At 62.6% G+C, this 25,670-nt stretch carries 24 protein-coding genes; 13 read left to right on the top strand and 11 right to left on the bottom strand.

Going from position 1 to position 25,670, the window contains the following annotated elements; all coding sequences use genetic code 11:
- Positions 1 to 131: 131 nt before the first annotated feature.
- Positions 132 to 1,577 (bottom strand): sodium:solute symporter family protein, encoded by a 1,446-nt coding sequence (locus tag OXH74_RS11280; protein WP_375741249.1) that lies wholly within the window; start codon positions 1,575 to 1,577, stop codon positions 132 to 134.
- Between the two features lie 405 nt (positions 1,578 to 1,982).
- On the opposite strand from OXH74_RS11280, the gene OXH74_RS11275 reads away from it, so the two are divergent.
- From OXH74_RS11275 to OXH74_RS11240, 8 genes are all read left to right on the top strand, one after another.
- Positions 1,983 to 2,819, top strand: a complete 837-nt coding sequence (locus OXH74_RS11275) for an arylamine N-acetyltransferase (protein ID WP_375741248.1) — start codon at positions 1,983 to 1,985, stop codon at positions 2,817 to 2,819.
- A gap of 102 nt (positions 2,820 to 2,921) precedes the next feature.
- Positions 2,922 to 3,671 (top strand): phytanoyl-CoA dioxygenase family protein, encoded by a 750-nt coding sequence (locus tag OXH74_RS11270; RefSeq protein ID WP_375741247.1) that lies wholly within the window; start codon positions 2,922 to 2,924, stop codon positions 3,669 to 3,671.
- Positions 3,672 to 4,199: 528 nt separating this feature from the next.
- Positions 4,200 to 4,679, top strand: a complete 480-nt coding sequence (locus OXH74_RS11265) for an LEA type 2 family protein (protein ID WP_375741246.1) — start codon at positions 4,200 to 4,202, stop codon at positions 4,677 to 4,679.
- 100 nt (positions 4,680 to 4,779) lie between these two features.
- On the top strand, positions 4,780 to 5,121 hold the full coding sequence (locus OXH74_RS11260; RefSeq protein WP_215377709.1) for a zinc ribbon domain-containing protein YjdM: 342 nt from the start codon (positions 4,780 to 4,782) through the stop codon (positions 5,119 to 5,121).
- A gap of 256 nt (positions 5,122 to 5,377) precedes the next feature.
- Entirely contained in the window at positions 5,378 to 6,178 is an 801-nt protein-coding gene (locus tag OXH74_RS11255; protein WP_375741245.1) for an NYN domain-containing protein, read from the top strand.
- Between the two features lie 255 nt (positions 6,179 to 6,433).
- Positions 6,434 to 7,642, top strand: coding sequence for an enoyl-ACP reductase FabV (gene fabV / locus OXH74_RS11250; RefSeq protein WP_375741244.1), 1,209 nt, complete (start codon positions 6,434 to 6,436; stop codon positions 7,640 to 7,642).
- A gap of 211 nt (positions 7,643 to 7,853) precedes the next feature.
- Positions 7,854 to 9,143 (top strand): NAD(P)/FAD-dependent oxidoreductase, encoded by a 1,290-nt coding sequence (locus OXH74_RS11245; protein ID WP_375741243.1) that lies wholly within the window; start codon positions 7,854 to 7,856, stop codon positions 9,141 to 9,143.
- Positions 9,144 to 9,296: 153 nt separating this feature from the next.
- Positions 9,297 to 9,602, top strand: a complete 306-nt coding sequence (locus OXH74_RS11240) for a hypothetical protein (RefSeq protein WP_375741242.1) — start codon at positions 9,297 to 9,299, stop codon at positions 9,600 to 9,602.
- 72 nt (positions 9,603 to 9,674) lie between these two features.
- Here the strand turns inward: OXH74_RS11240 and OXH74_RS11235 are convergent, their stop codons facing one another.
- The 3 genes from OXH74_RS11235 to OXH74_RS11225 form a co-directional block, all read right to left on the bottom strand.
- Positions 9,675 to 11,171 (bottom strand): CoA-acylating methylmalonate-semialdehyde dehydrogenase, encoded by a 1,497-nt coding sequence (locus tag OXH74_RS11235; protein WP_375741241.1) that lies wholly within the window; start codon positions 11,169 to 11,171, stop codon positions 9,675 to 9,677.
- 97 nt (positions 11,172 to 11,268) lie between these two features.
- On the bottom strand, positions 11,269 to 11,556 hold the full coding sequence (locus OXH74_RS11230; RefSeq protein WP_375741240.1) for a cupin domain-containing protein: 288 nt from the start codon (positions 11,554 to 11,556) through the stop codon (positions 11,269 to 11,271).
- The gene (locus tag OXH74_RS11225; protein WP_375741239.1) at positions 11,556 to 12,902 is read right to left on the bottom strand and encodes an aspartate aminotransferase family protein; all 1,347 of its coding nucleotides are present in this window, start codon (positions 12,900 to 12,902) and stop codon (positions 11,556 to 11,558) included. Before OXH74_RS11225 ends, OXH74_RS11230 begins: the two co-directional genes overlap by 1 nt.
- 148 nt (positions 12,903 to 13,050) lie before the next feature.
- Between OXH74_RS11225 and OXH74_RS11220 the strand changes: the two genes are divergently transcribed.
- The 4 genes from OXH74_RS11220 to OXH74_RS11205 all read left to right on the top strand — a co-directional run bounded on the left by OXH74_RS11220 (position 13,051) and on the right by OXH74_RS11205 (position 16,842).
- Positions 13,051 to 13,971, top strand: a complete 921-nt coding sequence (locus OXH74_RS11220) for a LysR family transcriptional regulator (RefSeq protein WP_375741238.1) — start codon at positions 13,051 to 13,053, stop codon at positions 13,969 to 13,971.
- Between the two features lie 147 nt (positions 13,972 to 14,118).
- Complete coding sequence (locus tag OXH74_RS11215; RefSeq protein WP_375741237.1) at positions 14,119 to 14,784, top strand: TetR/AcrR family transcriptional regulator; 666 nt, start codon at positions 14,119 to 14,121, stop codon at positions 14,782 to 14,784.
- Positions 14,784 to 15,368: an IMPACT family protein gene (locus OXH74_RS11210; protein WP_375741236.1), complete on the top strand. Its 585-nt coding sequence runs from the start codon at positions 14,784 to 14,786 to the stop codon at positions 15,366 to 15,368. Before OXH74_RS11215 ends, OXH74_RS11210 begins: the two co-directional genes overlap by 1 nt.
- 523 nt (positions 15,369 to 15,891) lie before the next feature.
- Positions 15,892 to 16,842, top strand: a complete 951-nt coding sequence (locus tag OXH74_RS11205) for an adenosine deaminase (RefSeq protein ID WP_375741235.1) — start codon at positions 15,892 to 15,894, stop codon at positions 16,840 to 16,842.
- Positions 16,843 to 16,961: 119 nt separating this feature from the next.
- On the opposite strand, the gene OXH74_RS11200 is transcribed toward OXH74_RS11205, so the two are convergent.
- The 5 genes from OXH74_RS11200 to OXH74_RS11180 form a co-directional block, all read right to left on the bottom strand.
- Positions 16,962 to 17,615, bottom strand: coding sequence for a 7-cyano-7-deazaguanine/7-aminomethyl-7-deazaguanine transporter (locus OXH74_RS11200; RefSeq protein ID WP_375741234.1), 654 nt, complete (start codon positions 17,613 to 17,615; stop codon positions 16,962 to 16,964).
- A 235-nt stretch (positions 17,616 to 17,850) separates the two neighbouring features.
- The gene (locus OXH74_RS11195) at positions 17,851 to 19,221 is read right to left on the bottom strand and encodes an MFS transporter (protein ID WP_375741233.1); all 1,371 of its coding nucleotides are present in this window, start codon (positions 19,219 to 19,221) and stop codon (positions 17,851 to 17,853) included.
- Positions 19,222 to 19,345: 124 nt separating this feature from the next.
- On the bottom strand, positions 19,346 to 19,888 hold the full coding sequence (locus tag OXH74_RS11190; RefSeq protein ID WP_375741232.1) for a cytochrome b/b6 domain-containing protein: 543 nt from the start codon (positions 19,886 to 19,888) through the stop codon (positions 19,346 to 19,348).
- A 3-nt stretch (positions 19,889 to 19,891) separates the two neighbouring features.
- Positions 19,892 to 20,158, bottom strand: a complete 267-nt coding sequence (locus OXH74_RS11185) for a PepSY domain-containing protein (protein WP_215377676.1) — start codon at positions 20,156 to 20,158, stop codon at positions 19,892 to 19,894.
- A gap of 280 nt (positions 20,159 to 20,438) precedes the next feature.
- Positions 20,439 to 20,708: a PepSY domain-containing protein gene (locus tag OXH74_RS11180; protein WP_375741231.1), complete on the bottom strand. Its 270-nt coding sequence runs from the start codon at positions 20,706 to 20,708 to the stop codon at positions 20,439 to 20,441.
- A gap of 246 nt (positions 20,709 to 20,954) precedes the next feature.
- On the opposite strand from OXH74_RS11180, the gene OXH74_RS11175 reads away from it, so the two are divergent.
- Positions 20,955 to 21,134: a hypothetical protein gene (locus tag OXH74_RS11175; RefSeq protein ID WP_375741230.1), complete on the top strand. Its 180-nt coding sequence runs from the start codon at positions 20,955 to 20,957 to the stop codon at positions 21,132 to 21,134.
- Here the strand turns inward: OXH74_RS11175 and OXH74_RS11170 are convergent.
- Both OXH74_RS11170 and OXH74_RS11165 read right to left on the bottom strand, forming a co-directional pair.
- Positions 21,131 to 22,315 carry a multidrug effflux MFS transporter gene (locus tag OXH74_RS11170; RefSeq protein WP_375741229.1) on the bottom strand — a complete coding sequence of 395 codons (1,185 nt, stop codon included), beginning with the start codon at positions 22,313 to 22,315 and terminating at the stop codon, positions 21,131 to 21,133. The two genes, OXH74_RS11175 and OXH74_RS11170, sit on opposite strands and share 4 nt — an antisense overlap.
- A gap of 203 nt (positions 22,316 to 22,518) precedes the next feature.
- The gene (locus OXH74_RS11165) at positions 22,519 to 25,659 is read right to left on the bottom strand and encodes an efflux RND transporter permease subunit (protein ID WP_375741228.1); all 3,141 of its coding nucleotides are present in this window, start codon (positions 25,657 to 25,659) and stop codon (positions 22,519 to 22,521) included.
- Between the last annotated feature and the right edge of the window lie 11 nt (positions 25,660 to 25,670).

Raw genomic sequence — 25,670 nt, 5'->3', positions numbered from 1 at the left:
GGCGGATTCATCCGGAGTGCCCCGCTTCCCCGTCCCCTCGCCCGTAATAGAGAGGAGTCAGGGGAAAGGAACGCTGATTGCGTCCACAAAAAAGCCCCGCACGAGGCGGGGCCTTTTCATCAAGCCGGCAATCAAGCGTTGGCCGGAGCTGCTTCCAGCGACTCGCGGCGGGTGCCTACGAACTGCGGCAGCAGCGAGCCGATCAGCATACCCAGCGCGCTGAGCATCAGCCCTGCCAGCTGCGGCGGCCAGAAGTCGGTTTCCTGGTAGGTCGCTTCCAGGTAGATCCAGGACAGCAGACCGAAGGCGATGGCCACCAAGGCACCCTGGGTGGTCGCGCGCTTCCAGAACAGACCGGCGAACAGCGGCACTACAGCGGCAACCAGGGTCACCTTGTAGGCGTTGCCGACCATCTCGTAGATGCTCGCGTCGGAGTACAGCGCAAACACCGAGGTCGCCACGGTCATGGCGAGTACGCTGAGACGCATGGCCAGCAGGAACTGGCGATCGTTCATGTTCGGGATGAAGCGCTTGAGCACGTTCTCGGTGAAGGTCACCGAAGGCGCCAGCAAGGTACCGGAAGCGGTGGACATGATCGCCGACAGCAGCGCGCCGAAGAACATGATCTGCGCGAACAGCGGCGTACGCTCCATGATCAGGTGCGGCAGGATCATCTGCGAATCCTCCGCCAGCCACTTCTGCACCATGGCCGGGTCGATCATCGAGGCGGCGTAGGTCAGGAAGATTGGCAGCATGCAGAAGGAGAGGTAGAACACCGCGCCGGTCATGGATGCACGCGCAGCGATGTTCTCGGTCTTGGCCGACATCACCCGGGCATACACGTCCTGCTGCGGAATGGAGCCGAACATCATGGTCACAGCCGCTGCGATGAAAGCCACGATGTCCTTCGGCTCGAAGCTGTGCATGAAGGCGAACTTGCCCTCCGATGCCGCATGCGTGATCACCGCCTCGGGACCGCCGGCCATGTCACCGACCAGCCAGGTCAGGTAGACCAGTCCGACAACGATGATGATCATCTGCATGAAGTCGGTCAGGGCCACGGACCACATACCGCCGAACAGGGTGTAGAGCAACACGATGGCTGTGCCGATCAGCATGCCTTGGGTAGTGGTGATGGAGCCGTCCGACAGCACGTTGAACACCACGCCAAGCGCAGTGAGCTGTGCTGCTACCCAGCCCAGATAAGAGCCGATGATGACCAGACTGGTGATCATTTCCACGTTCGGGCCGAAGCGCTTGCGGAAGAAGTCACCGATGGTCAACAGGTTCATGCGGTAGAGCGGCCGGGCGAAGATCAGGCCCACCAGCATCAGGCAACCGAAGGAGCCAAAGGGGTCTTCGACAATCCCGGCGAAGCCTTCCTCGATGAAAGTCGCGGGGATACCCAGCACGGCTTCCGAACCGAACCAGGTGGCGAACACCATCGCCGCAACCAAGGGGAAGGACATGCTCCGGCCACCGGCCGCGAAGTCCTTGGAGTTTTTGACTCGAGTGGATGCGTAGAAACCGACACCCACCGTGATCAGCAGGTAAACCGCGACAAACCAGATCAGCATTTGTTCTTGTTCCAGAGGCACGACAGTCGGGGTCTGGAAACCTGCCGAGGAAGGGAGCTCGCACAGGGCACCACGACGGACGAAGTTTTTGTTATTGGCGTGGCGAGTCCTGGATTACAGGACCTCGGGCACTTGCCACGGTCGCGCAGTCTGCCAAAGACGTAAAATATGTCAAACAAATACGATGCTAGTGAGCATAAAAATCGACAGAATGCTTGGTGAGAAAAACCCACAAATCGACTAAAAGCCCCTACATAGAGCAGATATCGCCATCATCCTGTGACTCGATAGTTTTTTATTTTTTACAATGACCGTTGCTTAAGAAAAACACCGCTGCAGGAGGTAGCGGCTAATCGAACCCGTTCTGCTAGCATCCTCGCTCTACTGTCACGGAGCTGACTCCCCATGCACGCGCTGAACCCACAGCAGATGGAAACCTACCTGCGCTACCTGGACGTACCTGCGCCGCAGCGAGCCGACCTGGCGACCCTCGACCGGCTGATTGCCGCCCACCAGCAGCGCGTGGCCTTCGAGAATGTCGATGTCCTGCTCGACCGGCCCATCGCTATCGAGGCCAATGCGGTGTTCGCCAAAGTCGTCGAGCGACAGCGCGGCGGCTACTGCTTTGAGCTCAACTCGCTGTTCGCCCGCCTGCTACTCGGTCTTGGCTATCCCGTCGAACTGCTCATCGCCCGCGTACGCTGGGGCCTGCCGCTGGACGCCCCACAAACCATGCAGTCTCACCTGGCGCTGCGTGTGCAGCTGGACGAGGGCCCATTTCTCGTCGACGTCGGTTTCGGCTCCGCCACACCCTTCCGCGCCATGCCGCTGGATGGCACCGAGCTGCCGGATTTCCCATTTCGGCTGCGCTCGCAGGATGACGCCAGCGGCGAGCTGCAACTGGAAAACCACCGGCCGGAACAGGGTTGGGTGGCGGTCTACCGATTCAACCTGACGCCCAGCCCCTGGGTCGATTACATCGCCCGCAACTGGTACACCTCCACCCACCCCGACAGCATCTTCCGCCAGATGCTGATGATCGCCCGCACCGAAGGCGACAGCCGCCTCACTCTGGCCAATGGCACCTTCAACCGTCGCTATATCGATGGCCGAGTGGACAGCCGCACGCTGGAGAGCGCCGAGCAGATCATCGAAACGCTGCTTGTCGACTTCCGGATCGGGTTGGTCGAGGAAGACATCGAGCCGCTGCGGGTTAGGCTGGAGGGTTTGTTAAAGGCGTGAGGCGCTGCCGCCCTCTCCACCATGGGGAGAGGGCAACGCCGACTGGCTCCGCCCGCAAACCAGTGCCACCCTGAAGTCATCCCCGACCGGGAAGACCTCACCATGGATATCGCCCAGCACCTCAAGGCCCTCCACACCCAGGGCTTCACCCTCCTCCCCGGCATTCTGGACGCCCAGCAGGTCAAAGCCCTGCGTCTTGCCATCGACCAGCTCCAGCCCATTCACTGGGACTACATCGGCCTGCTCGACGACCACTTCAAGTGCGTGTTCAACCGGGATCCATCCTGGCTGCCCTACCTCGACCTGCCGGGCATCATCGAACTGGCCGAAGCCGCGCTCGGGCCGGACTGCCACGTCGTTGGCCAGACCGCCTGGCGCAGCCATCCAGGCTTCATCGGTGCTGACCTGCATCTGGACTACCTGGTGATGGAACTGCCCGAGGCGCTGCTGGCCGACCCGGGATTCCAGCTGCCGATGCAGATCTGCACCGCACACCTCTATCTCGACGACATCGACGCCGACCTCTGCCCCACGCTGGTGATTCCCGGCAGCCACCGCGCCGGCCGCAGACCCGCGCCCGGCGAAACCCGCTGGCACGAGCAGGCTGCCCGGCCAGTGCTGTGCAAGGCCGGAGATGTGCTCATCTTCCGAAGCGAGCTCTGGCATGCCGGCAGCCGCAACCGCACCCCCGACCGCACCCGCTACCTGCTGCAGGTGCATTACGGACGCCGCATGGTGGCGCAGAAGTTCTCCCCTTACCTGGACTGGCACTTCAACCCCACAGTCCTGGCTGCCTGCTCACCCCGCCAACGCCGCCTGCTTGGCGACCACGAAGCAGCCGAATACGACTGAACCGCTCAAGAACCAAGCAACTGCTTCCAGCCCAGCCCTCATGGGCAACCCAGACTTTTATCCCGAAGATATCCACAGAGAGCCCCACAGATTCTGTGTGCATCTCCGCTTGTTCCAACCCGCGCCAAAGCCCCATATGTGTGAGCGAATTCTTCCCCGAACGCAGGCCAGAGGCCTTTCCGGTGCAACCCGAACATCCTTGACTACAACCCTCCTGCACAAAAACCAAGCAACCGCTTCAAAGCCTTTAACCTTGGGCCTTGCAGATAAGCATCCAGAAGCTATCCACAACTTGCCCCACAGAATCCGTGGGTATCCCGAATCACCGACGACAATGCCTCGCCCATGCACGAGTTGCACCCCTGGCGATCAATGACCGAGCAACCGCCGCTGGCACAGCAAGTACGGGCGCCCTGACGAACTATCCAAAAGATATCCACAGTGCGCTCCACAGAATTTGTGGGCACGCAAAGATGCAGCCGCCAGTCTGTCCTTTACTCAAGGCAGATTCCCGAGGGGGCAGCCTGCATGCGCTATCCCAGACTCTCCAGGCCGATCGCCGGCACCTTTCTGGCCCTTCTGCTTGCTGGCTGTGGCAGCCTTGGCCAACAAGATCCGTTGCGCGTCGATCTGGCAGGCATGCAGCCGCTACCCGGCGCGGGACTGGAAATGCGCTTCAATCTCAAGCTGCGGATACAGAACCCCAATGAAGCGGCCATCAACTACAACGGCGTGGCACTGGAACTGGACGTGAACGGCCTACCGCTCGCCAGCGGCGTCAGCAGCCGGGGCGGTATTGTGAATGGGTTCGGTGAGAGCCTGATCGAAGTCCCGGTGACCATTTCCGCCTTTTCCATACTGCGGCAAGCCTGGGGGATCACCGAAAATGGCCCAGTGCAGCATGTGCCCTACAGGTTGCGTGGCAAACTGGGCGGCGGACTCTGGGGCACCCGTCGCTTTACCAACGCGGGCGTGATCAGCATTCCCGAGCCCCGGGACACACCCTGAGTCCCTGCACAACATGCCCCTGCCTACAGGAAGAACGCCCCAATTCGACAAGATCCCCTATACAATATGCGGTTTTTCCACGCCTGATATCGAGGTTTCCGTGAGCACTCTGCCGCCCTGCCCCAAATGCAACTCCGAATACACTTACCAAGACGGCGCCCAGCTGATCTGCCCGGAGTGCGCCTACGAATGGCCCGCTGACGCCTCCGCCGAAACCGCCAGCGACGAGAAGGTGATCAAGGACTCCGTTGGTAATGTCCTCCAGGACGGCGACACCATCACCGTCATCAAGGACCTCAAGGTCAAAGGCTCCTCGCTGGTGGTCAAGGTCGGCACCAAGGTCAAGAACATCCGCCTGGTCGACGGCGACCATGACATCGACTGCAAGATCGACGGCATCGGCGCCATGAAGCTGAAGTCGGAGTTTGTCCGCAAGGTCTGACGCCGCTTGGCTCCCTCTCTCTTTCAGGGAGAGGGGGGCTCCGCTCGAAGTTCCTCCCCCGCTTCCCCCTCACCAACGCCTTGCCCCAGGTTGGCTCCACGAGACTAGAAACAAGGTGCCCAGAGCCCAGAGCCGCTGGGCTTCGCAGGTTCAATCTGCTTCACCTTCACTGCCAGTCGACCGAACGCACATCCGCCCCATGGCGCTCCGGCGCCCAACCGCAGTATGTTCAGCCATCCCCCAGCAAGGACGAACCATGGCCATCAAACCGCAGTCCCCGCGTCAGCAGAAGCACCTCGCGGTGTTGATCGATGCCGACAACGCACCGGCCGCCATCATCGAAGGCCTGTTCGAGGAAATCGCCAAGTACGGCGTTGCCAGCGTCAAACGCATCTACGGCGACTGGACCGGGCCCCAACTTGGGAGCTGGAAGAAGGTCCTGCTCGACCACTCCATCCAGCCTATCCAGCAGTTCGCCTACACCAAGGGCAAGAACGCCACCGACAGCGCCCTGATCATCGACGCCATGGACCTGCTCTACACTCGACGCTTCGATGGGTTCTGCCTGGTCTCCAGCGACAGCGACTTCACACGACTCGCCGCACGCCTGCGTGAAGAAGGGCTCAGCGTCTACGGCTTCGGCGAAGAGAAAACGCCCAAGCCCTTCGTCGTTGCCTGCGACAAGTTCATCTACACCGAAATCCTCCGCGCCGAAGCCCAGGTCAGCAGCGGTGACAAACCACAGCCCGTCGCAGCGGGGGAACCCCCTAGCGAACAGCCCAGGGAAGAAGCGAAACCCAAGCCGCAGAAGGTGCCGGTGGACTTCATCGCCAAGCTGATTGACGACGTCTCCGACGAAGACGGCTGGATCCAGCTCGGCGCCCTTGGCCAGAACATCAGCAAGCTACGCCCGGCCTTCGATGCCCGCCTTTATGGGTTCAAGAAGCTCAGCGACCTGGTCAAGGGACAGAACAAACGTTTCGAGATCCAGGTCAGGGGCAGCAGCGCCAGCGGCGGCGAGTCGCTGTACGTGCGCAATCGCAAGTCCGGCAAATAGCCGATCTGGAGCTACCCGGCCCATCACCCGCGTGGGAAACATCGATGTGATATCCATCAAGACGTGTCTGATCGGCGTCGACCTGCGTCCATTTCACGGTGCGTCGCCAATCGCTGGCCGCAACGAACCATAAACCCGACTCCTTGCGCTAATATCGGGCACCCATTTCGCGACAACGCTTGTCGGCATTTGAATGACTAGCCTCCAGAGAGGCATTCGGATACGACAGGCGCATTCCCTGGTGAGGTATACAAGTTGATCATCCATCCCAAAGTACGCGGTTTCATCTGTACCACCACGCATCCGCTGGGCTGCGAGCTCAACGTACGCGATCAGATCGAAGCGACTCGCGCGCGTGGCGTGCGCACTGACGGGCCGAAGAAGGTCCTGGTGATTGGCGCTTCTAGCGGCTACGGCCTGGCGGCGCGGATTACCGCCGCATTCGGTTACGGTGCCGACACCCTGGGCGTGTTCTTCGAGAAGCCCAGCACCGAGAGCAAACCCGGCACCGCCGGCTGGTACAACGCTGCAGCGTTCGACAAGTTCGCCAAGGCGGAAGGCCTCTACAGCCGCTCCATCAACGGCGACGCCTTCTCCGACGAAGCCCGCGCAAAGACCATCGAACTGATCAAGAACGAGATGGGTGGCCAGGTTGACCTGGTGGTCTACTCGCTGGCTTCGCCGGTGCGCAAGCTGCCCGGCTCAGGCGAACTGAAGCGTTCGGCACTGAAGCCGATCGGTGAGACCTACACCTCCACCGCGATCGACACCAACAAGGACACCATCATCCAAGCGTCGATCGAGCCGGCTAACGAGCAGGAAATCGAAGACACCGTCACTGTGATGGGTGGCCAGGACTGGGAACTGTGGATCGATGCCCTGGAGCGTGCCGACGCGCTGGCACCGGGTGCTCGCAGCGTAGCGTTCAGCTACATCGGCACCGAAATCACCTGGCCGATCTACTGGCACGGCGCACTGGGCAAGGCCAAGGCCGACCTAGACGCCACTGCCCTGCGCCTTGATGCGCGCCTGCAGAAACGCAACGGCGGCGCCAATGTGGCAGTGCTGAAGTCCGTAGTGACCCAGGCGAGCGCCGCGATCCCCGCAATGCCGCTGTACATCGCGCTGGTCTACAAGGTGATGAAGGACAAGGGTCTGCACGAAGGCACCATCGAACAACTCAACCGTCTGTTCCGCGAGCGTCTCTATCGCGAGGACGGCCAGGCAGCCGAGACCGACGGTGAGCATCGCCTGCGTCTGGACGACTGGGAACTGCGCGACGACGTCCAAGGCGAGTGCAAGGCGCTGTGGCCGCAGGTGACCACCGAAAGCCTGTTCCAGCTCACCGACTACGCCGGCTACAAGCACGAGTTCCTGAAGCTGTTCGGCTTCGAGCGCAAGGACGTCGACTACGACGCCGACGTATCGCCAGCAGTGCAGTTCGACTGCATCGAACTGGGTTGAGCCACGCGATACCCAACAAGCAAAAGGCCAGTCTCGCGACTGGCCTTTTTCTTTTCACCTGTCCTACGAGCTGCTGCCAGTTCGCAAAACATTCCCTCGCGGAATGACATGCGGAGGAATATTCGGTTGCCCTCCCCCCACTCATGACGCTAAACAGTCGTTCAACTAACCGACAGGCGCAGGGGCAAACCCTCACGGACAGGAGCGACTGATGCAAAGCCCATTTTCCCAGACCTTCTACGAAGCCACGGTCGACAAACCGACCTTCCCCGCCCAGTCCGGCCGGATCGACACGAGCGTCTGCATCCTCGGCGGCGGGCTGGCCGGCCTTTCGACTGCCCTGGGCCTGGCCGAACGCGGCGTCACCGACGTGGTGGTGCTGGAGTCGCACAGCGTCGGCCATGGCGCCTCCGGGCGCAACGGTGGGTTCGTCTTCGGCGGATACAGCCTGGGCAACGCCGACCTGCTGGCCACTCTGGGCGCCGAGGAAGCGCGGCGCCTCTACCGCCTCACCATCGATGCCGTGGAGCTGATTCGCCACCGTGTCCGGCAATACAACATCGACTGCGACCTGGTGGACGAAGGCGTGATCCTCGCCAACTGGTTCAACGACTCGGCCCGCTTGGACGAACCCCGCCAGCTGATGAAGGCGGCCTACGGTGTCCACTGGGAACCCATCCCACCCGGCCAGCTCAAGGAGCAACTGAAAACCGACCGCTACTTCGGCGGTCTGCTGGAACGCAACGCCTTCCACTTCCATCCACTGAAGTACGTCTGTGGCGTCGCCCGCACGGCAGCCCGGCTCGGCGTGCGTATCTTCGAAGGTTCAGCGGCGCTGGCCATCGAGCGGCGCGCCGGCCGCTACGTGGTACACACCGAGGGCGGCGAGGTGCATGCCGAGCATGTAGTCTTCTCCGGCGGCGGCTATGCGCGTGGCGTCTACCGCCCCATCGAGCGCGCGGTGCTGCCCATCGCCACCTACGTCATGGCTACCGAGCCGCTGGGTGAACGGCTCAAGGACGCCATCGACTGCCGTTCGGCGATCTACGACACCCGCTTCGCCTTCGATTACTACCGGCCGCTCACCGATTCCCGGATCCTCTGGGGTGGCCGCATCTCCATCCTGGACCGTCGACCGGACGCCATCGCCGCCCTGCTGAAACAGGACCTGATATCGGTTTATCCACAGCTGGAAGACGTCGAGGTCCAATACGCCTGGGGCGGACTTATGAGCTACGGCCGCCACCAGATGGCACAGATCGGCCAGAACGAAGCCGGCATCTGGCACGCTGTCGGGTTCGGCGGCCACGGTATGGCGCCGACCACCGTGGCCGGGGAAGTCCTGGCAGACGCAATCGCCCGATCAACGCCCATTCCCGCGGGATTCAGCCACTTTGGCCTCACCCGTACCTTCGGCCTCGCCGGCCTGCTCGCCGCACAGATGACCTACACCGCCTTCCAGGCCCGTGACGCTTTCGATACCTGCCGCTTGAACCGGTAGGTTGGGCCGTGCGGCGTTCCGCGAGCGCAGCGAAGCCCAACAGCGGTGCCTCGCCCGAAACGTTGGGCTTCGCTTAGCTCAGCCGCAACCTACGAACGTCCAACCCGCGTCCGATACCCGAGTGACCGCCACAACCGCCCCCAGCGCGGCGTGATGAGCGACAACCAACCCGGGTTCGCCGCCTACGACCTCACCCGCCTGCTCAGCCTGCACCGACTCCTGAAGCCCTTTGAAACCCGGCGCGTCCCTGTTCGCTACACCAACGGCAATGAAGAAGTCATCCACGTCATCAACGAAGTCGGCCTCTACAAGGCCCTGATCCGCTTCGGCCATCCCGAATGCCACCAGCTCGATGAATGGCCGACCCGCGCAGTCATCCCCACTCTGCACGGCCAGCAGGCTCCGGATAGCGAGCTGTGGATGCCGCGGGAGCAGGTCCCAGGCCATGTCGACTCGTAGGATGCTCGTCATCACCCCTCAAGCAAAAAGGCCAGTCTCTCGACTGGCCTTTTCTTCACCACTCAATCCCGATCAACCATTGCTCGGGAACGCGAATTGCGCTGCCTCGTGTGTCGCGCGCTGCGGCCAGCGCTGGGTGATGGCCTTGCGGCGGGTGTAGAAGCGCACGCCGTCCGGGCCGTAGGCATGCAGGTCGCCGAACAGGGAACGCTTCCAGCCGCCGAAACTGTGGTAGGCCACCGGTACCGGCAGCGGTACGTTGACGCCCACCATGCCGACTTCGATCTCGTCGCAGAACAGGCGGGCGGCTTCACCATCGCGAGTGAAGATGCAGGTGCCGTTGCCGTATTCGTGGTCATTGATCAGCTGCATGGCGTCTTCGAGGCTATTCACGCGGACGATGCAGAGCACCGGCCCGAAGATTTCTTCCTGGTAGATGCGCATGTCCGGGGTCACGCGGTCGAACAGGCAGCCGCCAAGGAAGAAGCCGTTCTCATTGCCTTCGACCTGGATGCCGCGGCCGTCAACCACCAATTGGGCGCCGGCCTTGACGCCGTCTTCCACGTAACCGGTGACCTTGTCCAGGTGCGCTCCGGTGACCAGTGGGCCCATGTCCAGGCCGCAAGAGGTGCCGGCGCCTATTTTCAGCGCCTTGATCTGCGGGACGATCTTCTCGACCAACGCGTCGGCAATCTGGTCCCCCACACACACGGCCACGGAGATGGCCATGCAGCGCTCGCCGCAGGAACCGTAGGCCGCGCCCATCAGTGCGCTGACGGCGTTGTCGAGGTCAGCGTCAGGCATCAGCACGGCGTGGTTCTTCGCGCCGCCCAGGGCCTGGACGCGCTTACCGCGCTTGGCGCCTTCGCTATAGATGTATTCAGCGATCGGAGTCGAGCCAACGAAGCTGATGGCTTTGACTTCCGGCGCTTCGATCAGCGCGTCCACGGCTTCCTTGTCGCCGTTGACCACGTTCAGCACGCCCTTAGGCAGGCCAGCCTGGTGGAACAGTTCGGCGATCAGCAGGGTGGAGCTCGGGTCGCGCTCGGAAGGCTTGAGGATGAAGGTGTTGCCACAGGCAATAGCCAGCGGATACATCCATAGCGGAACCATGGCCGGGAAGTTGAACGGAGTGATGCCGGCGACCACACCCAGCGGTTGGAAGTCGCTCCAGGCGTCGATGTTCGGGCCAACGTTGCGGCTGTACTCGCCCTTGAGGATTTCCGGGGCAGCGCAGGCGTATTCGACGTTCTCGATGCCGCGCTTGAGTTCACCTGCGGCGTCTTCCAGGGTCTTGCCATGCTCTTCGCTGATCAGCTTGGCGATCACCGCCTCGTTCTGTTCCAGCAGTTGCTTGAAGCGGAACAGCACCTGGGCGCGCTTGGCCGGAGGGGTATTGCGCCAGGCAGGAAAGGCAGCCTTGGCGGCATCGATGGCCTGCTGCACGGTCGCGCGGCTGGCCAGGCCAACCTTGTGTACGACTTCGCCGGTGGACGGGTTGAACACGTCAGTGCTGCGGCCTTGCTCGGCAATGCGTTCGCCGTTGATCAGGTGCGGGATGCTGCTCATGGTCGTTTCTCTTGTAGGGCTTTGTTCGGTGAGTCCACGGGGAGGTTGCTTCCCTCACCCCAGCCCTCTCCCGCTGGGAGAGGGCGCAGACCGTGCATTACTTGATTTCGGTTTCCACGAAGACCACTTCGTGGTCGCTGGCGTTGATCACGTTGTGTTCCACACCGGCCTTGCGGAAGTAGCTCTGCCCGGCCACCAGAGGGGCGTGTTTGTCGCCCTCAGGAGTTTCCAGCAGCAAGGTGCCGTTGGTCATCGGCACCACCACGTAGTCGTAACCGTGGCAATGCCGGCCGGTTTCGGCACCGGGAGCGAAACGCCACTCGGTGACGATCACTTCGTCGTTGTCCACCTGCACGGTGGGTACGGCCTGGGGACGCTGGCTCATCAGGCAATGCCCTGCAGAGCCTGGCCGACGGCGTCGAACACCCGGTCCAGTTCTTCCGGCTTGGCGTTGAAGGTCGGGCCGAACTGCAGGGTGTCGCCACCGAAGCGCACGTAGAAGCCAGCCTTCCACAGCGCCATGCCGGCCTCGAACGGACGCACAATGGCATCGCCGTCGCGCGGGGCCAGTTGCAGGGCGCCGGCCAGGCCGCAGTTGCGGATGTCGATGACGTGCTTGGCGCCGTTCAGGCCGTGGATGGCCTTCTCGAAGTGCGGGGCCAGTTCGGCGGATTGCTGCACCAGGTTTTCCTTCTCCAGCAGCTCCAGGGCGGCGAGGCCAGCGGCGCAGGCGACCGGGTGGGCGGAGTAGGTGTAGCCGTGGGTGAACTCGACGGCGTACTCCGGCGTCGCCTGGTTCATGAAGGTCTGGTAGATCTCGCGGCTGGCGATTACCGCGCCCATGGGGATGGCGCCGTTGGTGATCTGCTTGGCCACGTTCATCAGGTCCGGCGTCACGCCGAAGTATTCGGCGCCGGTCATCTTGCCCATGCGGCCGAAGGCGGTGATCACTTCGTCGAATATCAGCAGGATATTGTGCTGGTCGCAGATCTCGCGCAGGCGCTGCAGGTAGCCGGCCGGCGGGACGATGACGCCGGCGGAGCCAGACATCGGCTCGACGATCACGGCGGCGATGTTCGACGCGTCGTGCAGTTCGATCAGCTTGAGCAGTTCGTTGGCCAGCTCGACGCCGCCAGTCTCGGCCGCGCCTTTGGTGAAGGCCAGGCCCGGTTGCAGGGTATGCGGCAGATGGTCGACGTCCATCAGCTGGCCGAACATCTTGCGGTTGCCGCCGATGCCGCCCAGCGCGGTGCCGGCGACGTTCACACCGTGGTAACCCCGGGCGCGGCCGATCAGCTTGGTCTTGGCCGGCTGGCCTTTCAGGCGCCAGTAGGCACGGGCCATCTTGATCGCGGTGTCGGCGCACTCGGAGCCGGAACCGGTAAAGAACACGTGGTTCAGTTCACCCGGCGTGAGGTTGGCGATCTTCTCGGCCAACTGGAAGGACAGCGGATGGCCGTACTGGAAGCCCGGGGAGTAGTCGAGGGTGCCGAGCTGCTTGGCCACGGCTTCCTGTATTTCCTTGCGCGAGTGGCCAGCGCCGCAAGTCCACAGGCCGGAGAGGCTGTCATAGACACGACGACCCTGGTCGTCGATCAGCCAGCTGCCTTCGGCGCCGACGATGAAGCGCGGATCGCGATGGAAGTTACGGTTGGCGGAGAAGGGCATCCAGTGGGCGTCCAGCTTCAGTTGGCTGGCCAGCGAGAGAGATGCGGTCTGCGGCATGTTCATGGAGTGGCCTCTGTCTTGTTCTGCCCTCGCCCGTCCGGGGCTAGGGGATGTAAACGGGAACTACGCGCTACTTGCTGCCGACATTGCCACGAGCATAAAGTCACGAAAATCCAACTTTTCAAATCTTTAGGTTAGAGGTTACTAAACCATGAGCAGCCGCCGCCCCGAACCGCTGGCGCAGGTCAGCGACTTCGATATCCGCCTGTTGCGCATCTTCCGCAGCGTCGTGGAATGCGGCGGCTTTTCCGCCGCCGAGAGCGTGCTTGGTATCGGCCGTTCGGCCATCAGCCAGCAGATGAGCGACCTGGAACAGCGCCTCGGTCTGCGCCTGTGCCAGCGCGGACGAGCCGGCTTCGCGCTGACGGAGGAAGGTCGCGAGGTTTACCAGTCGTCGATGCAGCTGCTGGCGGCGCTGGAGAGCTTTCGGACCGAGGTCAACGGCCTGCACCAGCACCTGCGTGGCGAGCTGAACATCGGCCTCACCGACAACCTGGTGACGCTGCCGCACATGCGCATCACCCACGCCTTGTCGCGTTTGAAGGAGCGCGGGCCAGACGTGCGGATCAATATCCGCATGACGCCGCCGAGCGAAGTGGAACAAGGCGTGCTCGACGGTCGCCTGCACGTCGGCGTGGTGCCGCAGACGGTGGCCCTTTCCGGCCTGGAATATCAGCCACTGTACGACGAGCGTTCGCTGCTCTACTGCGCGGTCGGCCACCCGCTGTTCTACGCCGACGACGCGCAGCTCAGCGATGCACGGATCAACGAGCAGGAAGCCATCGCCCCCACCTTCCGTCTACCGGCGGACATCCAGGCGCAGTACCAGGTGCTCAATTGCAGCGCCAGTGCCTCTGACCGCGAGGGTATGGCCTTCCTCATCCTCACCGGGCGCTATATCGGCTATCTGCCGGACCACTACGCCACCTTCTGGGTGCAACAGGGCCGCCTGCGCGCGCTCAAGCCTAACAGCCGCTACTACGACCTGAGCCTCGCTACGGTGACGCGCAAGGGACGGCGACCGCACCTGGTGCTGGAGAGCTTCCTCGAAGCACTGGCGACGACGGGTTGATCGATAAAACATGAAACACCCTACGGGAGCGATCGGAGTGTCAGAAAGCTGACCATCGCATTGGTTTTTCTTGCGTAGCGGCTTGTATCGGCGCGGGCACTGCGCTATCAGTGCACTCGCCCATTCCCACACAATCTGGAAGGCCTGATGACCTCACTGGTGCCCGCCCATAGCCCGACCCCCTCCGCCAAACCCATCGGCCGCATCCGCCAGAAGAACGAAGAGCTGATTCTGGCCGCGGCTGAAGAAGAGTTCGCCCGGCACGGCTTCAAGGGCACCAGCATGAATACCATCGCAGTCCGGGCCGGACTGCCAAAGGCCAACCTGCATTACTACTTCAGTAACAAGCTTGGCCTGTACATCGCGGTGCTGAGCAACATCCTCGATCTGTGGGACAGCACCTTCAACACCCTTACCGCCGAGGACGATCCGGCCGAAGCACTGGCCCGCTACATTCGCGCCAAGATGGAGTTCTCGCGCCGCTATCCGCTGGCCTCGAAGATCTTCGCAATGGAAGTGATCAGCGGCGGTAGTTGCCTGGAACAGCACTTCAACCAGGATTACCGCGACTGGTTCCGTGGCCGCGCCGCAGTATTCGAGGCCTGGATCGCTGCTGGCAAGCTGGACCCGGTCGATCCGGTACACCTGATCTTCCTGCTCTGGGGCAGCACGCAGCACTACGCCGATTTCGGCGCGCAAATCTGCCGCGTCACCGGGCGCAAGCGCCTGACCAAGGATGACTTCGAGTCGGCCACGCAGAATCTTATCCACATCATCCTCAAAGGTTGCGGTCTGACTCCGCCGACCGCCTGATGCCATTCACCTTGTCCATACCTTGCGAATACCGCGAGGAAATCAAGAAGAGCCGCTTCATCGCCCATGCTGCGCCGGTGACCAGCGCAGCCGAGGCGCAAGCGTTCATTGCGCGCCTGTCCGAGGCGAGCGCCTCGCATAATTGCTGGGCCTGGAAAGTCGGCAACCAATACCGATTCAGCGACGACGGAGAGCCCGGAGGTACGGCTGGCCGCCCGATACTCGCGGCCATCGAGGGGCAGGATTGCGATCAGGTGGCGGTGCTGGTGATCCGCTGGTACGGCGGCATCCAACTCGGCACCGGCGGCCTGGCTCGCGCTTACGGCGGCAGCGCCGCCAAGTGCCTGCAAGGAGGGCAGCGCACTGAACTGGTGGCGCGTAGCCGCGTCAGCTGCCATCCAGGCTTCGCCGAACTGCCAGTACTGAAGGCCCGTCTCGGAGAATTCGAGGCACTGCTGGAAAGCGAAAGCTTCGACGCCGATGGCGCCGAACTGGTGCTGGCCCTGCCCGAGGGCCAGACCGCCGGACTGGAACGGCTGCTGCGGGACATCAGCCGGGGACGTTTGGAGCTCAAGCGGCTCTGATACTCCTCCCAGGAATCATCCAACAGCAGCCTCGATGTCGCCGGGCCACTCACAAAATCTGTTGAACGGATTGTGGATAACTCGTGGACTCCTTGCTGGAGCCCTCCAGTGCCGCGCCTTATCAGCCATTGTTCACTTTTTGTTCAGCGGCACTGGATTCAACCCTGCACCAAAGATAAGCAGCTGATTTTTCGGTCTATTGTGCCCTGCACCATGCCCGGGCAGCGCTCTCGGCAGCACGCGTGACGGGCCTTCATTTGTCCCCGAACGACGGGGACAAAACTGTGGATAAGCTTAGGGAAAGACGCTCAAGGCCAAGGCCGACGGCGCCTGCGGAAGGCTGGTCAAATAATCGCCAGCGATCCACCCCGTAAGGATCCATGCCGCACCAGCAATGAGCGCATCCGCCAACGACCCGCGCGGTGACGGCAAGGCGGAATGCGATCGCCAGGATCAAGCGCGGCGAGTTCCTGTACGGGCGGTTAAACTTTCCCCCAACCGTGCCTGACTACGAGAAACCACCATGTATGAATGGCTGAATGCCCTGCCCAAGGCCGAACTGCACCTGCACCTGGAAGGCTCCCTGGAACCCGAGTTGCTCTTTGCCCTGGCCGAACGCAACAAGGTGGCCCTGCCCTGGGCCGACGTGGAAACACTGCGCAAGGCGTACGCCTTCAACAACCTGCAGGAGTTCCTCGACCTGTATTACCAGGGCGCCGGCGTGCTGCGCACCGAGCAGGATTTCTACGACCTGACCTGGGCCTACCTGGAACGCTGCAAGGCCCAGAATGTCATCCACACCGAGCCTTTCTTCGACCCACAGACCCACACCGACCGGGGTATTCCCTTCGAGGTGGTGCTGGCCGGCATTTGCCAGGCACTGGAAGATGGCCGCGAGCAGTTGGGCATCAGCTCCGGGCTGATCCTGAGTTTCCTGCGCCACCTCTCCGAGGAGGAAGCGCAGAAGACACTCGACCAGGCCCTGCCCTTCCGCGATGCCTTCATTGCCGTCGGCCTCGACAGTTCGGAAAAAGGCCATCCGCCGAGCAAGTTCCAGCGCGTCTTCGACCGCGCCCGCGCCGAAGGCTTTCTCACCGTCGCCCATGCGGGCGAGGAAGGCCCGCCGGAATACATCTGGGAAGCCTTGGATCTGCTCAAGATCGAACGCATCGACCACGGAGTGCGCGCTGTCGAGGACGAGCGCCTGATGCAGCGCATCATCGACGAGCAGATCCCACTCACCGTGTGCCCACTGTCCAACATCAAGCTCTGTGTGTTCGACCACATGCGCCACCACAACATCCTCGAGATGCTGGAGCGCGGCGTGAAGGTGACGGTGAACTCGGACGATCCGGCCTACTTCGGCGGCTACGTCACCGAAAATTTCGCCGCCCTGCACGAGCATCTGGGCATGACCCAGGAACAGGCCAGGCGTCTGGCACAGAACAGCCTGGATGCGCGCTTGGTGAAGTAGGGAGCCCTAGCGCAGAAACCTGTGGGTGCGAATTCATTCGCAAAGGGTCGCGCTGCGGCCCCGAGTGCGTCGGCAGGGCAGGCCAACGGCCTGCGGAAGAATTCGCCCCCACAACGCCCTTAGGCCGATTGCGCCGCCTTCGGCGTCATCGCCCGCAGGATGCCGCCCAGCAGCACCCCATACAGTGGTACGAACAGCACCAGGCTCACGGTAAGTTTCACGCCGTAGTCCACGGTGGCGATCTCCACCCAGTTCTCGGCCATGAAAGCGTTGTCGCTGTGCCAGAAAGCAACGGAGAAGAAGGTGAAGGTGTCCAGCAGGTTGCCGGCAATGGTCGAGGCCACCGGCGCGATCCACCACTGACGCACATGCCGCAGACGGTCAAAGACCTGGATGTCCATTACCTGGCCGAGCGCGTACGCCAGGAAACTCGCCAACGAGATACGTGCGACAAAGGTGTTGAACTCCAGCAACGAATCCAGGCCGCGGAACGCCGCCTCCTGGAACAGCACCGACACCACGTAGGAGGCCGCCAGCGCCGGCAGCATGACTCGCGCTATGACCTGCCGCGCTGCCTGCTTGCCGAGCAGGCGCACGGTCAGGTCGGTGGCCAGGAAGATGAACGGAAAGCTGAATGCGCCCCAGGTGGTCTGCCAGCCGAACAGGGTCATGGGTAGCTGCACCAGGTAATTGCTGGCAATGATGATGAGGATATGGAACACGATCAGGCCGGCCAGCGCCGGGCGCCAGACCGCAGGGATCACAACGGGCATGGTGATTCGCATCCTTTTTGCCGATGGGGTGAGGGAACCCATGTCGCAGCGGGGTCGCCACGACGGCGCGCATTCTAACTTGACCCGCGTGTCAGGAATAGCCTTCGATTCAAGACACGCTCCACCCTGTCCGCTGCCCGGCGTCCGCTAGGGGCGAATTTGTTCGCCAAGCGGCGCAACCCGCCACTAGTGCATCCAAGGAGGGGGACCTAACCAGTCCCCACCATGCCTAGCCCTAGGCCCCCGAAAGCTCCTCCAGCGTCCGCCCACGGGTTTCCATCCCGAACGCCCAGACCACCAATGCGGCAACGCCAAAGCACAGCGCCCCCAGGGCGAATACGCCGCCCTGGCCGGTGAGCGGGAAGATCAGACCGGTCAGTGTCGGGCCGAGCAGTGAGCCGACCCGACCGATAGCCGAGGCGAACCCGGATCCGGTAGCGCGGGCCGAGGTGGGGTACAGCTCCGGCGTGTAGGTGTAGAGCACCGCCCACATGCCGAACAAGAAGAACTGCATCAGCAGCCCGGTGCCGATCAGCAGCGCCAGGTTGCCGCCGAACACGGCGCTCTGCCCGTAGCAGAACGCCATGATGCCGCCGCCGAGCAAAGTCATGATGCAGGTCGGCTTGCGTCCCCAGCACTCGACCAGCCAGGCGGCCACGAGGAATCCGGGGATACCGCCCAAGGAGATCAGCACGGTGTAGTACACCGACTGGGTCACGGCGAAGCCCGATTGCTGCAGCAGGGCGCTGAGCCAGGAGGTCAGGCCGTAGAAGCCCAGCAGCGCGAAGAACCAGACGCTCCAGATCATCAAGGTGCGCTGGCGGAAACGTGGCGACCAGAGTTCGCCGAACGCGGTGAACAGGCTCGGCTCGCGAGCCGCCTGACGCGGCATACGCACGGGCTCCGGCAGCTCCGAGGTGCCCAGCGACGCCATCACGCGTGTCTCGATGCCGCGCAGCACCTTGTCCGCTGCCTTGAGCTTGCCGACCTGCTCCAGCCAGCGCGGCGACTCGGGAATGAAGAAGCGGATCATGAGCACGAAGATCGCCGGGAAGGCCAGCACCAGGAAGATGTCACGCCAGCCGATGCGCTCCAGCAGCAAGTAGGAAAGCAGCCCAGCGGCGACGAAGCCCAGCGGCCAGAAGCCATCCATCAGGGCGATGTAGCGGCCACGGCGCTTTGCCGGAATCATTTCCGAGAGCAGCGACTGGGCGATGGGGAACTCCATGCCCATGCCGATCCCGAGCAGGACGCGATACAGGGTCAGGGTCTCGACATCCTGAGCGGTGGAACACAGGTAGCTGGCTACACCCCAGAGCACGATGCTCCATTGGAACACCGGCTTGCGTCCGAAGCGGTCGGCGAGCATCCCCGAGGAGGAGGCGCCGAGCACCATGCCGAAGAAGCTGGCACTGGCCAGCAGTCCCGCCTGGGCACTGCTGAGACCGAACTCGGCTTTGATGGAGCCCAGCAGGAAGGTCATCATCGCCAGGTCCATCGAGTCGAAGAAGAACGCCAACGCGATGATGATGAAGATCAGTCGGTGGTAACCGCTGAGAGGTAGACGTTCGAGGCGCTCGGCGGCGCTATAGCCCGGGGCATGCATGGGAGTCCCTTCCGTAGTCGGCTGTTGAGGTCAGCCCGAGTATGGTCAGGGAGGGGGGAGCCGATATGCACTGGTTGCGACCTCGCGACAACCCGGACCGACCTGGCCGGGGCCCAACTTCAGCTCACTCGCCCAGTTCGGCTGGGCGTCGGCGTTGGCCGGTGACCATCGACCAGGGCAGGTTCTCGCGCAGGCGAAAACTTTCCACGATGGCGGCGAAGACATGCAGGCAGGCCAACGCGAACACGCTGTCAGCCATGAATACGTGGATATCCCGGGGCAGGTCCTCACCCCAGAAGTAGTCGATCTCTTCCATCAGGAAGCCGCTGATGCCGAGGCCGGTCATCAACAACAGCATCAGAATCATCACCAGACCGCCCAGGGGCGAGTGACCGAGGTGATGCATATGACCGCCCCTGACCAGCACCCGCAAGTGCCTGGCGAGGCGCGTCGGGGTCGGCCAGAAGTCCACCCAACGCGCGGAGCGAGGGCCGACGAAACCCCACACCAGCCGTACCAGCACCGCCGCCAGTGCGGCATAGCCGAGCCAGCGGTGCCAGCCGTCGCCGGCTTCGTTGAGGAAGTAATCCCCGATGAAGGCGGCTACCAGGATCCAGTGGCAGATGCGTACCAAAGGGTCCCAGAGGCGCAGGGTTTCGCTCGACAAGTATCAGTCCTCAATCTCTTCCTTGATCACTTTGCCGCTGACCGGGTCGAAGTAGACCTCGACCTTGCGCTTGTCCTTGTCCCAGCCATAGATCTCGTAGCAGTTGCCGCCGGTGACCTTGAACTTCTTGATGTCGTAACCCTGAGCCTTCAGGTTCTCCTGGAACTTGGCCTGGTCCTGCCATTGGGCCTTGTCAGTGGTGGTGCATTCGGGGCCGGCAACAGCGAGCGGGCTGGCCAGGACCAGGGAAAGGAGCAGGAGTTTGCGCATGGGTGACACCTCGAATTGTTATTGAGTCAGCGAGAGCGAATGTTAGAACTTCTCATTCACTCAAAGGGATGCGCAGCTTAAGTGAAGCCACCGAGCCTGTCACCGGGCATCGCCGTATGGGCACGTTGCAAGTCATTACAGCCAAGGCTCATCGGGCAGGCGCCCACCGCACAGCGACGCCATCCGAACTCGCGCCAGGGGCATGCTGGATGCAGAAAAGGCTCAGCGGCGTCACCTCACCCCGGCAACGGCAGCGCAGGCAATTGCCGCGAAGCGACTATCAGTACTCTTCCTCTTCCTCTTGCATCGCGTCGCCGCTAACGGGATCGAAATAGATCTCGACCTTGCGCTTGTCCTTGTCCAGGCCGTAGATCTCGTAGCAGTTGCCGTCCGTGACCTTGAATTTCTTGATCTCGTAACCCTGGGCCTTGAGGTTTTCCTGGAACTTGACCGGGTCCTGCCACTGGACCTTGTCGGCGTTGGTACACAGCGGGCCGCCAAGCGCCATCGGGCAGGCAATGGTCAGGAGGAGCAGCGGAAGTGCGCGCATGATGGAGCCCTCGAGTCGGTATTGGCAGGGCGCGGCAAAATGTTAGAAGTTCTCATTTCCCTCGACCTGGGCTGAAGCTTAGGCGAGCCGGTATGGCGCGTCGCCAACGCTCGTCGCCGACGACCAGCACGACAGCGCCTAGGCCTTGCCTTCGACCATCAGTCGGGAGGTTGACCTGGATCATTTTCTGCCATCAGGCCAGGTCTACACTTTCATTCCCGCGTACATTTTTGGGAGATGTCTGAGGTGAAAATACTCGTTCGTCCAACCCCTACTCCCCAAGGAACTGTCTGGCAGGTATGCCTTGACCAGCATGCAGTCAGCTTCCGAAACGAGGCGGAAGCGCGCCAGTTCGTCAGTGTCCTGGAGGCCCGTTTGAAAGCCCCACACGTCCTTCCCAGTTGGCCCCAACGCGCTGCCGGTTAAAGCACAGGGCTGTTTCGGCCCAGGTGCCAGGTCAATACCGAGCAACCAACCGCCGCTACCCCGCATAGACCGATGACCACTGCCATCGGCATCGCCGTGCCGTTATGCAGTACGCCAACCAGTGTGGCGGCCCCCGCCGCCACACTGAACTGCAAGCTGCCCATCAATGCCGAAGCACTGCCTGCGTTCTGGCCTTGGCCGGCCATGGCACATGCCGAAGCATTGGGCAGGATGCAGCCAAGGCTGGCCATGCAACCGAACAGCGGTAGCAACAATGGCCAGAGCGCATCAGTGCGCTGATAGGCCACCAGCACCAGCGCCAGCGCGCAGACCAGGTAGAACCATACGATCCGACGCATCCAGAACGCTGGACCACGCCAGCGCATGAGGTACGCGTTGACCTGCGCGGCAAGGATAAAGCCCGCCGCGTTGGCACCGAACAACCAACCATAGTGTTCCGGCGGCACACCGTAGAGCTGGATGAACACAAAGGGCGAGCCGGCGATGTAGGCGAACATCCCGGCAATTGCCAGGCCGCCGGTGAGACCGAACGCAATGAACTGGCCATCCTTCAACAAGCGCAGGTACTGGCCCGCCGCGCCTCGTAATGGCGCACGCGGGCTATCCGCGGCGAGGGTTTCCGGCAACCAGAAGGCTATGCCAAGCAGCACCAGCGCGCTGAACAGCGTCAGCCCATAAAAGATCGAGGACCAGCCGAACAGGTCGAGCAAGAGGCCTCCTCCCAGCGGTGCCAGGATCGGCGCCAAGCCCATCACCAGCATCAGTTGCGAGAACACCTTGGCCGACGAAATCGGGTCGCACAGGTCACGCACCACCGCCCGCGACACCACCATCCCGGCACAACCGCCCAGGGCCTGGACGAAGCGGGCACCGATCAGCCACTCCAGGCTCGGTGCCAGGGCACAGGCGATGGACGCGAGGATGAATATCGCCACGCCGACCAACAACGGCTTGCGTCGGCCGAAGCGATCCGCCAGCGGGCCGTAGATCAGTTGCCCTATGGCCAGGCCGATAAAGTAGGAGGCCAGGCTCAGCTGGACATGTTCGACATCGGTGGCGAATGCCTCGGCCAAGGCAGGGAAACTGGGCAGGTAGAAATCGATGGCCATGGGGCCGAAGGCGCTCAATGCACCTAGGATCAGCAGAATGCGGAAAGTCATGGTCAGGGCCGGCGCCATCCATTGCGGAGAAGGCGCCAGATAGTAGCAGGGGTTGGGAGCGGCATTGTGCCGAGGACATTTTTCTGTGGGGGGTGAATTCATTCGCTAACCGATCCGGCAGGCCCGGCCATCGCCCCCACCCGGGGCGCTGCGCGCCCCTTTGTCAATGAATTTGCACCCACGACACGCAAGCCAACCGTTACCTAGCCCTCATGCATCTGCTCGGCCTTGGGCGCCTTCTTCTGCGCCATCCAGTCCGATGCTTTCTCCACGAGCATGAAGAACATCGGAATCATGAAGGTGGCCAGCACGGTCGCCGCCAGCATGCCCCCGATCACCCCGGTACCAATGGAGTGCCGGCTCGCTGAACCCGCGCCAGAGCTGATCGCCAGCGGTACGCAGCCAAGAATGAAGGCCAGCGAGGTCATGACGATGGGACGGAAGCGCAGCTTGGCGGCCTCCAACGCTGCCTGTGCCGGGCCCATGCCTTGCTCGCGGCAAAGCACGGCGAATTCGACGATGAGGATTGCATTCTTCGCCCCCAGACCAATCAGGGTCACCAGACCGACCTGGAAGTACACGTCGTTCTGGATGCCCCGCAACCACACCGCAAGGATGGCGCCGAATACCGCGAAGGGTACCGCAGTCACGACCGCCAACGGCAACGTCCAGCGCTCGTACTGGGCGGCGAGGATGAGGAACACCATGATCAGGCCAAAGACGAAAGCGATACTGCCGGAGCCCTGGGTGGCCAGTTCCTGGAAGGCCGACCCGATCCAGCCAAGGCTGTAGTCCTCACCCAGCACCTCATCGGCCACCTCCTGCATGGCCGCCAGCGCCTGCCCGGAGCTGTAGCCCGGCGCTGGACCGCCCAGTACCTTGGCGGCCGGGTAGACGTTGAACCGCGCATAGGAGTCAGGCCCGAGGATGCGCTCCACCCGAACCAGGGACGACAGCGGGACCAGATCATCGCTGGCCGAGCGCACATAGACCTGGCTCAGATCCTCCGGCTTGCGACGGAACTCCGACTCCGACTGCAGGCTGACCTGCCAGGTGCGGCCATAGAGGTTGAAGTCGTTGACGTAGTAGCTGCCGAAGGTGGCCTGCATGGCGGTGAACACATCGTTGATCGCCACGCCCAAGGCCCGCGCCTTGGTGCGGTCCAGGTCGATGTAGTACTGCGGCACGTTGGCGTTGAAGGTGCTGTTGACCCCCGCCAGTTCCGGCCGCTTGGCCGCCGCCGCCAGGAACTTCTGCACCACTTCCTGCAGCTGCATGGTGGTGCCACCGCTGCGATCCTGGATGTAGGCCTCGAAGCCGCCAGTGGTGCTCATGCCGGAGATCGGCGGCGGGTTGAAGGTCATCACCAAAGCGTCCTTCTGCCCGGCCCCCATGGCCATGAAGGTGCGTGTCAGGTTGCGCGCGTCCAGTTCCGGGGTAGTGCGTTCGCGCCAGTCCTTGAGCGGAATGAAGGACACGCCGGCATTGCTGCGCGTGCCGAAGGTGAGGATGTCGAAGCCGGCGAAGGTCACCACATCCTGCACCGCCGGGTGCTCCATCAACTGTTCGGTGACGGCACTGGTGACCTGCTCGGTGCGGGTCAGCGAGGCCGCCGGTGGAAGGAAGTAGGCGTTGAGGACATAGCCCTGGTCCTCATCGGGTACCAGAGAGCCGGGTACCCGGCCGAAGAGAATGACCAGCAGGACGATCATTCCACCGAACAGCGCCAACCCGAGCAGCGAGCGCTTGAGGAAGAACTGCACGCCTGCGCCGTACCCTTCCGTCATACGATCGAACAAGCTGTTGAACCAGCGGAATGGTGCAATTGGCTGCCCATGGCCGGGCTTGAGCATCAAGGCGCAGAGCGCTGGCGACAGCGTCAACGCGACGATGCCGGAGATCACCACCGACACTGCGATGGTGATGGCGAACTGTTTGTACATCTGCCCCGCCAGGCCGCCGAGGAAGCCCACCGGGATGAACACCGCGCAGAGCACCAGGACGATGGCGATGATCGGACCGGTCACCTCCTCCATAGCCTCGATGGCGGCCTCCCGCGGACCGATCTTCTTGGTCGCCATGACCCGCTCGACGTTCTCGATCACCACGATGGCATCGTCCACCACGATACCGATCGCCAGCACCATGCCGAACAAGGTCAGCAAGTTGATCGAGAAGCCAAGAGCGTACATGCCGGCGAAAGTACCGATCAGCGAAACCGGAATCGCGAGCACTGGAATCAGCGTGGCGCGCCAGTTCTGCAGGAAGATGAAGACCACCAGCACCACCAGCACCAGGGCTTCGAAGAACGTGTGGATCACCTCCTCGATCGAGACCTCCACGAATTTGGTGGTGTCGTAGGGGATCTTGTAGGCGATGCCGCCGGGGAAGCGTTTGGACAGTCGTTCCATGGTCGCCTTGACGGCTTCCGCAGTATCCAAGGCGTTGGCACCCGGTTGCAGGTAGATGCCGAAGGCGGCGTTCTGCTGGCCGTTGAGGGAAGTCATCAGCGAGTAGGACTGGGCCCCCAGCTCGACCCGCGCCACGTCTTTGAGCAACAGGCTGGCGCCGGTGGCGTCGGATCGGAGGATGACTTGCTCGAATTCTTTCGGATCGGTGAAGCGGCCCTGGGTCGTCACCGTGTAGGTGAAGTCCTGGGGTTGGTTCAGCGGCTGCTGCCCGAAGTTGCCCGCGGCGAACTGCGAGTTCTGCTCGCGAATCGCGTTGACCACATCGGTCGGGGTGAGGTTGTACTGCGCCAGCTTGTCCGGCCGCAGCCAGATGCGCATGGAATAGTCCTTGGAGCCGAACTGGCTGGCATCTCCGACGCCGGGAATGCGCTTGAGTTCGTCGATCACGTTGATCAGCGCATAGTTGCTGATGAAGATCGGGTCACGGGAGTTATCCGGCGAGAACAGGGTAACAACCTGGAGGATGTCGGAGGATTTCTTCTCCACCTTCACCCCTTGCCGCCGCACTTCCTCCGGCAGCTTGGCCAGGGCGGCCTGAACCTTGTTGTTGACGTTGATGGTGGCCTGGTCCGGATCGGTACCGACCTGGAAGTAAACCGTCAGGCTCATGGCACCGCTGCTATCGGAGTTCGACAGCTGGTAGATCATGCCTTCGACGCCGTTGATTTCCTGCTCCAGCGGAGCGGCGACGGTTTCCGCGATGACCTGGGAACTGGCGCCGGGGTATGACGCGCTCACCGAAACCTGCGGCGGCAGGATTTCCGGGTACTGGGCAATGGGCAACGCGCGCATGGCAGCGAGGCCGGCCAGCACGACGATGATGGAGATAACGGCGGCAAACACCGGCCTGTCGATGAAGAAGCGCGAGATCACGGCGGCGCTCC

Origin of the sequence: Metapseudomonas boanensis (assembly GCF_042232855.1) — a bacterium.
GTDB classification, from domain to species: domain Bacteria; phylum Pseudomonadota; class Gammaproteobacteria; order Pseudomonadales; family Pseudomonadaceae; genus Metapseudomonas; species Metapseudomonas boanensis.
Note: the sequence above shows the minus strand (reverse complement) of the source record. Positions and strands in the feature narration are given on the sequence as shown.